Annotated in this window: 8 protein-coding genes; 1 reads left to right on the plus strand and 7 read right to left on the minus strand. The window is 74.1% G+C overall.

The window, feature by feature from the left end:
- Positions 1-3,058 (minus strand): amino acid adenylation domain-containing protein (locus tag AB0K09_RS22190; RefSeq protein WP_366067111.1); only part of this gene is annotated, 3,058 nt, incomplete at its 3' end.
- Between the two features lie 336 nt (positions 3,059-3,394).
- Here AB0K09_RS22190 and AB0K09_RS22195 point away from each other — a divergent pair.
- Complete coding sequence (locus AB0K09_RS22195; RefSeq protein WP_366067112.1) at positions 3,395-4,459, plus strand: polyprenyl synthetase family protein; 1,065 nt, start codon at positions 3,395-3,397, stop codon at positions 4,457-4,459.
- A 78-nt stretch (positions 4,460-4,537) separates the two neighbouring features.
- Here AB0K09_RS22195 and AB0K09_RS22200 read toward each other — a convergent pair whose 3' ends face one another.
- Genes AB0K09_RS22200 through AB0K09_RS22225 form a run of 6 tightly spaced genes read right to left on the minus strand, consistent with a single transcriptional unit; the run spans position 4,538 to position 11,173 of the window.
- Positions 4,538-5,473 carry a TauD/TfdA family dioxygenase gene (locus AB0K09_RS22200; protein WP_366067113.1) on the minus strand — a complete coding sequence of 312 codons (936 nt, stop codon included), beginning with the start codon at positions 5,471-5,473 and terminating at the stop codon, positions 4,538-4,540.
- Positions 5,470-6,306: an enoyl-CoA hydratase-related protein gene (locus tag AB0K09_RS22205; RefSeq protein ID WP_366067114.1), complete on the minus strand. Its 837-nt coding sequence runs from the start codon at positions 6,304-6,306 to the stop codon at positions 5,470-5,472. The genes AB0K09_RS22200 and AB0K09_RS22205 overlap by 4 nt, the downstream gene beginning before the upstream one ends.
- A complete protein-coding gene (locus tag AB0K09_RS22210) occupies positions 6,303-7,127 on the minus strand; it encodes an alpha/beta hydrolase family protein (RefSeq protein WP_366067115.1) in 825 nt (274 codons plus the stop codon). The genes AB0K09_RS22205 and AB0K09_RS22210 overlap by 4 nt, the downstream gene beginning before the upstream one ends.
- Positions 7,124-8,683, minus strand: a complete 1,560-nt coding sequence (locus tag AB0K09_RS22215) for an amino acid adenylation domain-containing protein (protein WP_366067116.1) — start codon at positions 8,681-8,683, stop codon at positions 7,124-7,126. The genes AB0K09_RS22210 and AB0K09_RS22215 overlap by 4 nt, the downstream gene beginning before the upstream one ends.
- Positions 8,667-9,872: an acyl-CoA dehydrogenase family protein gene (locus AB0K09_RS22220; RefSeq protein WP_366067117.1), complete on the minus strand. Its 1,206-nt coding sequence runs from the start codon at positions 9,870-9,872 to the stop codon at positions 8,667-8,669. The genes AB0K09_RS22215 and AB0K09_RS22220 overlap by 17 nt, the downstream gene beginning before the upstream one ends.
- Positions 9,869-11,173 (minus strand): TrpB-like pyridoxal phosphate-dependent enzyme, encoded by a 1,305-nt coding sequence (locus tag AB0K09_RS22225; RefSeq protein ID WP_366067118.1) that lies wholly within the window; start codon positions 11,171-11,173, stop codon positions 9,869-9,871. The genes AB0K09_RS22220 and AB0K09_RS22225 overlap by 4 nt, the downstream gene beginning before the upstream one ends.
- Positions 11,174-11,273 lie beyond the last annotated feature (100 nt).

An 11,273-nucleotide genomic window follows, 5' to 3' on the forward strand; every position in this document is an offset into this window, starting at 1 on the left:
GGGCGAAGAAGTCGTCGTCGATGCCGAGGCCGGCGGCGCCGGGCGTGTCACCGCCGGGGGCGGCAGGCCCGCCGGCGTCGACACCCAGCAGGTCGGCGAAGAGTGCGCACAGCGCGCTCTCGCGCTCGTCCCGCGGCGCGGTGCGGGGGCGGTCGGCGGGGGCGGCCGCCGCCGGGTCGGGCAGGGCCTTGCGGTCGGTCTTGCCGTTGGGGGTGACCGGGATCGCGTCCAGGACCGTGAGGGTGGCCGGGACCAGGTGGCCGGGGAGTCGCGCGGCCAGCTCAGCGCGAACGGCGGCGAGGTCCGTCCCGTGGCCCGCGGCCGGCACGAGGTAGCCGGCGAGGGCGGGGACGCCGGTCGCGTCGCGGCGGACGGCGACGACGGCCTGGGCGACGCCGTCCACCTCCAGCAGGGCCGCCTCGGTCTCGCCGGGCTCGACCCGGTAGCCGCGGATCTTGACCTGTTCGTCGGCGCGGCCGGCGAACTCCAGGACGCCGTCGGGGCGGCGGCGTGCCAGGTCGCCGGTGCGGTACATGCGGCTGCCGGCCGGGCCGAAGGGGTCGGCGACGAACCGTTCGCCGGTCAGCGCCGCGCGGCCGAGGTAGCCGCGGGCCAGCGCGGGCCCGGCGACGTACAGCTCGCCGGTGACGCCCGCGGGCACGGGCTGGAGGGCCGCGTCGAGGACGTGCACGCGGGTGCCGGGCAGGGGCAGGCCGATGGGCGGCTCGCCGCCGCCGGCGAGGGGCTCGCTCATGGTGGCGCACACCGTGGTCTCGGTGGGCCCGTAGCCGTTGACCATGCGCCGGCCGCGCGACCAGCGGGCCACCAGCTCGGCGGGCACGGCCTCGCCGGCGACGAGGATCGTCATGTCCGCCGGCAGGTCCCGTTCGGGGTCCATGACGGCCAGGGAGGACGGCGGCAGGATCGCATGGGTGATGCCCGCCTCGCGGGTGAAGGCGGCCAGGGGGTCGCCGGGCATCAGCCGCTCCCCCGGGGCCAGCACGAAGGCCGCCCCCGACAGCAGGCCCATGCACAGCTCGGGGACCATCGCGTCGAAGCCCATGGCCGCGAACTGCAGCACCCGGTCGCCGGGCCGTACGCCCAGGCGGGAGACGAAGGTCTCCGCCAGGTGCGGAATGCCCTCGTGGGTGACCATCACGCCCTTGGGCCGGCCGGTGGAGCCGGAGGTGTAGATGACGTACGCGGGGTGGCGCGGGCTCAGCGGGGCGACGCGCTCGGCGTCGGTGAGGTCGGTGTCCGCGCGGCCGGCCGCATCGGCCCGGACGGCGGGGTCGTCCAGGTTCAGCACCGGGCTGCCGGCCGCCCCGGCGAGGGCGGCGGTGGCGGAGGCGGCGAGGACGCGGGCGGGCGCCGCGTCACCGAGGACGTGGTCGATGCGGGCCGCCGGGTAGGCGGGGTCGAGCGGGAGGAAGGCGGCGCCGGTCTTGGCGACGGCGAGGACGGCGACGACGAAGTCGAGGGAGCGGGGCAGCAGCAGGGCGACCCGGTCCTCCGGCCCCACGCCGCCGTCGGCGAGGAGCCGGGCGAGCCGGTTGGCGCGCCGGTTGAGTTCGGCGTGGGTCAGCACATCGCCCTCGAACTCGACCGCCGGGGCGTCCGGGGAGAGGGCGGCCTGCCGCTCGAAGAGCGCGGGCAGCGTCGGACCGTTCCCGGCCGGCGCCTCCTCGGCCGGCGGCGGGACGACGGCGGCGAGCTCCTCGCCGTCGAGCAGCCCGAGCCGGCCGACGGGCGTGCCGGGCTCGTCGAGGGCGTCCGCCAGCCTGCCCAGGAAGCGGATGTAGCGGTCCTGGTGGGCGGCGAGCTCCGCCGCGTCGTACAGCTCCGGGTGGACGTCGAAGTCGACGCGGATCTCGCTGCCGTCGGCCCGGTCGTAGACGGAGATCGCCAGGTCCTCGATGAGCCGCAGCGACATGTTGTGCGCGTCGGCGCGGCTGCCGGCGAAGCGCAGGTCGTAGTCGAACGGCACGACGTTGAGCAGCGGGCCGAAGAACCGGCGGTGGTCGTTGGGCAGGCCGAGGTCGCGGCGCAGGTCCTCGCCCCGGTAGCGCTGGTGGGGCACGACCTCGCGCAGCGCGGTGCGCGTGCGGTCGAGGAGCTCGCCGACGGTCGTGGCGGAGTCGACGGCGACCCGCAGCGGCAGCACGTTGGCCGCCATGCCGACGGCCCGGCGGGTCTTCTCACCGAGGCGGGCGGTGACGGGCAGGCCGAGCACCACGTCCGTGAGCCCGGTCATGCGGTGCGTGTACGCCATGGTGGCGGCGACGACGATCCGGGAGCGGGCCACGCCGATCCGCTCGGCGGCGCGCGTCACGGCCTCCTGGACGTCCTTCGGCAGCCGGGCGCTGCGCCGGACGAAGTCGGCGGTGGGGCGCAGCGGGCGGGCCGCGAGGGCGACCGGCTCCGGCCGGTCGGCGAAGCGCTCGCGCCAGAACGCCCGGTCCTCCTCGAAGGATTCCGAGTCGCGGTAGGCGAAGTCGTCGTCCAGCAGGGTGCGGACGGACTCGAAGGGCGCCGGGTCGGGTTCGGTCCCGGCGGCCAGGGAGGAGTAGAGGTGGGCGAGGCGGCGGACGACCAGGGAGGCGCCGACGCCGTCGATGAGGATGTGGTGGTAGGCGTGGTACCAGAACCAGCGGTCCTCGGCCACCCGGAAGAGGGCGTAGGTGAACAGCGGGGAGCGGGTCAGGTCGATCCTGCGGCGCAGGTCGCGCCCCATCCACTCCTCGGCGGCCCGCCGGGGGTCGGCCTCGGCGGAGACGTCGAGGACCTCCAGCCGCCACGCGGGCTGCGGCCCGACGGTCTGGCGCGGGCCCTCGTCGGTGTCCAGGAAGCGGATGTGCAGGGCGTCGGCCTCGGTGACCACCTGCCGCAGAGCCCGCTCGAACAGCGCGGGATCCAGCGAGCCGTGGATCTCCAGGTATTCGGCGGCCCGGAAGATCGGGCTGTCCGGCTCCACCTGCTGCGCGAACCAGACTCCCGCCTGCGCACCGGTCAAGGGGAGTATCCGCTCGCCGTCCGGGAAAGACTGAGACCGTTCCATGACTCCTCGCCAACTCACCTAGGATGCCCGGGCAGTACATGAAAAGAAGACGCTCTTTCCACCGAATGCCGCCCCGTTGACATTCGTTCTGTGTTTCGTCCCGGGAGCAGTCAGCTGCAATTTCTGAAGTGAATCGCCCACCGGTACGGCCCGCTTGCCGGAGGCGAGACTAACCAGGCGTCCGGCACCCCACCTGGACAGCCGCTGGACGGCCAGCTGCCTCTTCCGCAAGCGCCGCGGGTGTGCGAGAAACGAGGCTGGACACCCACGCGGCAGCAGCACTATTCGCAATCGGTCCATCCGTCCGACCGCTGCCCCGGCATCAGGAGAGCTGCCATGTCGACCGCCCTGCCGGTGAGCCAAGAATTCACCGGTGTCGCCCTCGAGGAACGCAATCGCGTACTGGCTCGGGTCGAGCGACGTCTCGAAGATTTCATAGCCCGCGAGCGCCGTTCCTGGGCCGCGCTCAACCCGGATTCCACCGAACTGATCGACTGTGTCGCCCGCATGCTCGGCAGCGGCGGCAAGCGGCTGCGCCCCGCCTTCTGCGTCGCCGGCTATCTGGCCGGCGGCGGCGACCCGGACGCCCGGGAGATCGTCGACGTGGCCGCGGCGCTGGAGCTGCTGCACACGTTCGCGCTGCTGCACGACGACGTGATGGACGCCGCCGAGCTGCGCCGGGGCGCCCCCACCGCCCACATGGCGCACGCCGAGCTGCACGAGCGGCGCGGCTGGCGCGGGGAGGCCCGGCGGTACGGCGAGAGCGTCGCCGTCCTCGCCGGCGACCTCGCCCTGGTGTACGCGGAGCGGCTGCTCGCCGACTGCCCGCCCCGGGTGCGCGAGGTGTGGGGCGAGCTGTCCACCGAGCTGATGGTGGGCCAGTTCCTGGATGTGCGGGCCGCTGCGGACTTCGTGCCCGACCCCGAACTGTCCAGCTGGATCGCGCTGTTCAAGTCGGGCCGCTACACCGTCTACCGTCCGCTGGCCATGGGCGCCCGGCTGGCGGGCGCGGACGCGCTGCTGGCCCCCTTCGAGACCTACGGCCTGGCCGTGGGCGAGGCGTTCCAGCTGCGCGACGACCTGCTGGACGCGTTCGGCAGCTCGGCGGCCACCGGCAAGCCGAACCGGCTGGACTTCAAGCAGCACAAGATGACGCTGCTGATGTCCATCGCCCTGCGCGGCGAGCCGGCCGTCCGGGAGCTGGTGGGCGACGACCTTACGGGCACCGACCCCGACGAGCTGCACGACCTGCTGCTGCGGACGGGCATCCGCGACCGGGTCGAGCGGATCATCGACGAGCGGCTGGCGACGGCCGTCGAGGCCGTCCGCGAGGGTGTGCGCCCCGACTGGTCGGCGGGCCTGCGCACGATGGCCGAACAGGCCGTCCACCGCGACCACTAGCGGGGAGAAGCAAGGGGGAAGCCCCGTGGCCGGCGGCCACGGGGCTTCCCCCTTCTCACACGCTTCTCACACGCTTCCTCACGACATGGCGACGAGGATGCGCCGGTCGCCGGTGTAGGCCCGGCGGCCGTGCGCGGCGGCGATGTTGTCGACGAGCAGCAGGTCGCCCTGCTGCCAGTCGACGTCGACGGCCAGCCGCATGCCGGTCTCCTGGATGTGCCGGATGTACGCATCGGGGATCGGGGAGCCGTCGGCGAACGTGACGTTCTGCGGCAGCTCGTCCTCGGGGACGACGGCGGCCAGGGCGGCGGCGTCCTCGCCGAGTCCGGCCGGGTGCCACTGGTCGGCCTGGTTGAACCAGACGGTGGTGCCGGTGACGGGGTGCTCCAGGGTGCCGGTGCGCAGCTGGCTGATCCACAGAGAGCCGTCGCCGCGCCACTGCCACTCGGCCCCGGCGCCGGCGAGGAACGCCTCGACCTCGTCCCGGTCCTGCGTCTCGAACGTGGCCTGCCAGCTCTTGCCGAAGCCGATGCCGTCGTGCAGGTTCTGGGTGTACCGCACCCCGCCGGCGAAGGCGTCGCGGACCTCGGCGTCCAGGGACTCGAGCCACAGCTGCCCGTCGACCACGGGCGTGGCCCCGCCGGTGGCCGGGGCCACGTCGCAGTGGAACAGCAGCCGGGTGGGCCAGGACCGGGCGTACGACATCTCGTTGTGCATCGAGATCTCGTACTCGGACGGGTACTCGGTCGAGGTGTAGACGTTCCGTCCGACCTTGGTGCGCGGCGAGTTGCCGTGCACATAGGCGAGCCGGCCGGTCAGCAGGGCGTCGGCGACGGTCTCGTAGGAGGTGTCGACGGCGACGCCGAAGCCGCGGAAGACGACGGCCTTCTCGCGGGTGAGCAGGCCGGCCACGTCGGTTCCGGCGAGGTATTCGAGCAGTCCCCGCGGGCTCGCGTCGGTGCCGGCCCCGGCGGGCTCCACCAGGGCCGGGCGCCAGGTGGTGGTCGTGTTCATCGTTGTTCCTCCTTGGTCTCTCCGGCCTCCGCCGGGGTCGCGGGTCCGAAGTGCGGCGCGCGGCGTTCCCGGAAGGCCGCCACGGCCTCCCGGACGTCCGCCGACTTGGCGGCCGCCACCTGGACCGGGGCCTCGCGTTCGAGGGCCACGGCCAGCGAGGGCGCGTCGGCGTTGGCCTGCAGGACGTGCTTGGTGAGCCGCAGGGACACGGGGCTGTTCTCGGCGATCTGCCCGGCCGTCTCCAGGGCGACGGGCATCAGGTCCGACGCGGCGGTGACGCGGTTGGCGATGCCGTGCCGCGCGGCCTCCTCCGCGTCGACGAACCGTCCCGTGAGCAGCATCTCGGAGGCGAAGCCGAAGCCGGCGAGGCGCGGCAGCAGCCAGGAGGCGCCCATGTCGCCGCCCGAGAGGCCCATGCGCACGAACGCGGCCCGCAGCCGGGCCCGGGTGGTGAGCAGCCGGATGTCGGCGGCGAGGGCGAGGGAGAGGCCCGCGCCCGCCGCGGCGCCGTCCACGGCGGCGATCACCGCCTGGGGCAGCTCGCGCAGCGCGGTGATCACCCGGGACTGGCGGTCCAGCAGGGCCATGAGTTCCAGCGGTTCCAGGGCGGCGACGCGGCCGACCTCGTCGACGTCGTACCCGGAGGAGAAGGTCTCTGCCGCGCCGCACAGGATCAGCACACGGGCGGCGGCGTCGTCGCGCAGCCGGGCGCAGAGCTCGCCGAGTGCCCGGAAGACCTCCTCGGTCAGGGCGTTCCGCCGGTGCGGCCGGTTCAGGGTGGCGACGACGACGCCCGGGCTCGGCCGGGAGACCAGCAGGACGTCCGCGCTCATGCGGCGGCTCCCACGGGTGCGGTCCCGGTGAGCCGGCGGCTCACGAAGCCGAGGGCGTGGGGCAGGGACCGGCCCACGAACTCCCAGTCGTGGCCGCCCTCCCGCTCGTGGTACTCGGGGTCCCAGCCACGGGTGCGCAGGGCGTCGCGCACGGTGCGGTTCATGCGGACCATGCGCTCGTAGTCACCGGTGCCGACGTCCAGGTAGAAGGCGGGGGGCGGCAGCGGGTGCTCCGCGCGGATCAGCCGGTAGGGGTCGTACTCGTGCCGGGCGGCGCTGCCGGGCGGGCCCCAGACCCGTTCGTGGCTGTCGATGTCCGGCATGACGAAGCCGGGGTCGGCGCGGTGGCCGGCGTACGGGTCGCCGACGCGCAGCGGCCCCTCGAAGGCGCCCGCGTGGGAGGCGACCGCCCCGAACAGCTCGCGGTGCCGCAGGCCCAGGTAGAGCGCGGCGGCGCCGCCCATGGAGAAGCCGCCGACGGCCCGTCCCGAGCGGTCGGCGAGGGTGTTGAACTCCGCGTCGACCGCCGGGATCAGGTCCTGGACCAGGTAGTCCTCGTAGGCGAGGCCGGCGTGGTCGTTGACGAACCAGCGGCGGCCGCTCTCCGGGAGCACGACCATGAGACGGTGCTCGTCCAGGAGGTCGAGCAGCGGGGTGTGGTCGAGCCAGGTGTTGCGGCCGCCGCCGTAGCCGTGCAGCAGATACAGGACGGGGTGGCCGGGGCCGCTGGACCGGTAGCCGCCGGGCAGCAGGACGTTGACGCGCTTGTCCCGGCCGAGTGCCGGGCTGGGCAGGCGCAGGGACAGTACCTCGGCGGTCACGCGGCGGCTCCGTCCGGTACGGGTGCGGGGGTCAGGGCGCGGCGGTCGACCTTGCCGGTCGAGGTGCGGGGGAAGGCGTCCAGCAGGTGGAAGGCGGCCGGAACCATGTAGCGGGGCAGGGTCGCCAGGCAGTGCCGGCGCAGTTCGGCGGGGTCGGGGCGGGTGCCGTCGGCGGGGACCAGGTAGGCGTCCAGCCGGGCCTCGCCGGAGTCGTCGTGGACGGCGACGCAGACCGCCTCGTGGACGCCGGGGAGTTCCAGCAGCCGGGCCTCGATCTCCTCCGGCTCCACGCGGTAGCCGCGGATCTTGACCATGTGGTCGCGGCGGCCGAGGTAGACGTAGCCGCGTTCGCCCTCGTTGCGGACGATGTCGCCCGTGCGGTGGACGGGCAGCGGGCCGTCCCCGGGGGAGCGGGCGCCCCAGTAGCCGAGCATGACCGAGTCGCCGGTGACGCACAGTTCGCCCTCGGCGCCCGGCACGTCCTCGACCCGGTTGCCGTCGGCGTCCAGCAGGTGGGCGCCGGCGTAGGGGCAGAGGCGGCCGATCGGCGGCGGGGCGGTCCGCTCGGGGGCCAGGTCCTCGTCGGTGACCCGGTGGAAGGTGCAGACGTTCGTCTCGGTGGGCCCGTACAGGTTGAACAGGGCCGCTCCGGGCAGGGCGGCGCGCAGCCGGCGCAGGTGCTTGAGCGCGAACGGCTCGCCGGCGAACAGCACGGTGCGCAGCGCGGACGAGGCGAGCAGACCGGCGTTCTTCGCGTCGAGCATGCGGATGAGCGCGCCGGGCACCGAGTACCAGACGGTGATCCGCTCCTCGGCCACCAGCCGGTTGAGGGCCACGCCGAGGGCCTTCTGGTTCTCGGGGACGAGCACCAGGGCGGCCCCGGCGGCGACGGCGGCGAAGACGTCGAAGACGGACAGGTCGAAGTGGACGGGGGCGTGCGAGGCGAGCCGGTCGTCGGGGGTGAGTCCGAAGGCGGCCACGGTCCAGTCGACGAAGGCGAGGGCGTTGCGGTGGGAGAGCACGACGCCCTTGGGCCGGCCGGTGGAGCCGGAGGTGTAGAGCACGTAGGCGGGGTCGTCCTCGCCGGCCGGGACGGGCCCGAAGTCCGCCGGCAGCGGCCGCTCGACGGCCGTCTCCCAGCTCGTCCGGCCGGTGGCGGTGTCCGCCCCGCCCGTGACGACGACGGTCCGCGGGGCCGCCGCGGGGTCGTGCTCGCCGAGCAGGGCGAGCCGGCCGGCGTCGGTGACGAGGGCGCTCACCCGGCAGTCGGTGAGGATGTAGGCGGCCCGGGCGGGGGGCGCGGCGGGGTCCACGGGGACGTACACGGCGCCGCACTTGAGGACGGCGTGCAGGGTGACGATGGTCTCGGGCGACTTGGCGAGCCACAGCCCGACCCGGTCGCCCCGGCCCACGCCGGCCTCCCGGAGGGTGGCGGCGAGGGCGCTGCTGGCGCGGTCCAGTTCGGCGTAGTCGAGGGACCGTCCGCGGTGGCGGACGGCCTCGGCGGCGGGCCGCTCGGCGGCCGCCCGGACCAGGTGGTCAGCGAGCGTCGGCACGGGACGCGTCTCCTTCCCCCCGCGGTGCGGGGCGGCGGGCCTTGACGGTGATGCCGAGCTTCTCGGCGATCACCTTGCGCTGCATGTCGGAGGTGCCGGAGGAGATCCGGGTGCCGAGCGCGTCGCGCAGATTGCGTTCGGTGTCGGTGGCCGTGGTGTAGCCGAGGCCGCCGAAGACCTGGAGGGCGTCGAGGAAGGTCCGCACGGCCGCCTCGCTGGTCTCCAGCTGGGCCGCCTCGGGGAAGACCGAGGGGCCGCCCTTGATCAGGTCCCAGGCGGCGCGGTGGGTCAGCAGCCGCGCGGCCTCCAGGCGGATCTGCATGTCGACGATGCTGTGGGCGACGGACTGGAAGCGGCCGATGTTGGTGCCGAACTGCTCGCGGCTGCGGGCGTACGCGACGCACTCGTCGATCTGGCGCTGCATGGTGCCCAGCAGCGGGGCGAGGATCAGCGAACGCTCCCAGGCCATGGCGGTGGCCAGGATCCTGGATCCCTGCTTCTCGGCGCCCAGCCGCCGTGTGACCGGCACCCGGCAATCCCGGAGCGTGATCTCGCCCCAGGGCGCGGTGCGCAGCCCGGTCTTCTCGAAGGACGACTCGACGGTGACGCCGTCCTGGTCGCGGTCGACGAGGAACGCGGTGACGCCGGTGAAGCCGAGCTCCGGGTTGACGGTGGCGTAGACGATGAAGACGTCGGCGATCGGCGCGTTGGTGATGAACCGCTTGGTGCCGTCGAGCACGTAGTGGTCGCCCTCGCGCCGGGCGCGGGTGGTCAGGGACAGGGCGTCGGAGCCGGCCTGCGCCTCGGTGATGGCGTGGGCGCCGACCATGCGGCCGTCCATCAGCGCGGGCAGGTAGTGCTGCTTCTGCTCCTCGGTGCCGAACTCGATCAGGGGCAGCTCCATCGCCCAGATGTGCGCGCCGACGGAGATCATCAGGCCGTTGTCCCGGCAGCCGCGGCCCAGGCCCTCCAGGGCCAGGGCGCAGCTGAGCGGGTCGAGCCCGCGCCCGCCGTAGGCGGCGGGCACGGGCAGGGCGAAGACGCCGGCGTCCGCGCAGCGCTGCCAGTCGCCGGGCTGGAGGGTCTGGGTCCGCTCGCGCCGTTCGAGGTCGCGGCCCAGTTCCCCGGCGCCCAGGGCGCGCAGTTCCTCGGCGAGCGCCCGCTGTTCGTCGGTGGCGTCGAGGTTCATGACGCCACGCCGGCGGGCTCGTCGTCCGGCAGGGCCGCGAGGGACTCGGCGATCTGCTCGTCGGAGACGGCGTGGTCCTCCAGCTGCCCGGCCAGGTACTGGTCGTAGGCGGACAGGTCGAGCAGTCCGTGGCCGCTGACGTTGAAGAGGATCACCTTGGGGGTGCGCTCCTCGCGGGCGCGGACGGCCTCGTCGATGGCGGCCTTGACGGCGTGGGCCGACTCGGGCGCGGGCACCAGGTTCTCGGTGCGGGCGAAGAACGCGCCGGCCTCGAAGACGGTCTGCTGCCCGTAGGCCACGGCCTCCATCAGGCCCTGGTCGTACAGGGCGCTGACCAGCGGGGCGGCACCGTGGTAGCGCAGGCCGCCGGCGTGCACGCCGGGGGCGACGAAGGTGTGGCCCAGGGTGTACATCTTGGTCATCGGGGTGGTGCCCGAGACGTCGTTGTAGTCCCAGGCGTAGCGGCCGCGGGTGAGCTTGGGGCAGGCCTCGGGCTCGACGGCGACGAGCCGGGTGGCGGCGCCGGTGCGGAGCTTCTCGCGGTGGAAGGGGAAGGCCAGGCCGGCGAAGTTGCTGCCCGCGCCCATGGAGGCGATCACGACGTCGGGGAAGTCCCCGGCCGCCTCCATCTGCCGCAGGGCCTCCTCGCCGATGACGGTCTGGTGCAGCAGCACGTGGTTCTCGCCGCTGCCGACGCAGAACCGGCCGCCCTCGACGCTCTGGGCGTACTCCAGCGCCTCCGCGTTGGCCATGGAGACGCTGCCGTTGCTCTCCGGCTTCTCGGCGAGCATCCGGCGGCCGGCCTCGGTGGTGCCGCTGGGGCTGGGGATGACGCGGGCGCCGTTGAGCTGCATCATCACGCGCCGGTAGGGCTTCTGCTCGTGGCTGACGCGGACCATGAAGACGGTGCAGTCGAGACCGAGGGCGTGGCAGGCCATCGACAGGGCGCTGCCCCACTGGCCGGCGCCGGTACCGGTGGTGAGGTGCCGGACGCCGGCCTTCTTGTAGTAGTACGCCTGGGCGAGGGCGGAGTTGAGCTTGTGGCTGCCGGAGGCGTTGGCGCCCTCGTACTTGTAGTAGATCCTCGCCGGGGTGTCGAGGGCCTGCTCCAGGCGGTGGGCGCGGACCAGCGGGGTGGGCCGCCAGCGCTGGTACTGCTCGCGGACCTCGGCGGGGATCTCGACGAACCGCTGCTTGCCGACGCTGCCGCGGTAGAGGGACAGCGGGATGTTCGGGGCGAGCTTCCCGGTCCGCTCCTCCTCGCCGAGGGGACGGGCGCGGCGGACGTCCTCGGAGGGCACGTCGATTCGGCAGCTCCATGGCCCCCGACCCCCTGGCCGCCGGCCGCCTCGTGCAGGACGCGGTCCGCGCGGCCGGGGTCCGCGCCGTCGTCGTCGCCGG

The sequence above is a fragment of the Streptomyces sp. NPDC049577 genome (assembly GCF_040675635.1).
In the GTDB taxonomy this organism is placed as follows: Bacteria; Actinomycetota; Actinomycetes; order Streptomycetales; family Streptomycetaceae; genus Streptomyces.

Bases quoted from the DNA above. Each gene is read 5' to 3' on its own strand.
- AB0K09_RS22195 (WP_366067112.1), top strand. From the start codon at position 3,395: ATGTCGACCGCCCTGCCGGTGAGCCAAGAATTCACCGGTGTCGCCCTC.
- AB0K09_RS22200 (WP_366067113.1), bottom strand. From the start codon at position 5,473: ATGAACACGACCACCACCTGGCGCCCGGCCCTGGTGGAGCCCGCCGGG.
- AB0K09_RS22205 (WP_366067114.1), bottom strand. From the start codon at position 6,306: ATGAGCGCGGACGTCCTGCTGGTCTCCCGGCCGAGCCCGGGCGTCGTC.
- AB0K09_RS22220 (WP_366067117.1), bottom strand. From the start codon at position 9,872: ATGAACCTCGACGCCACCGACGAACAGCGGGCGCTCGCCGAGGAACTG.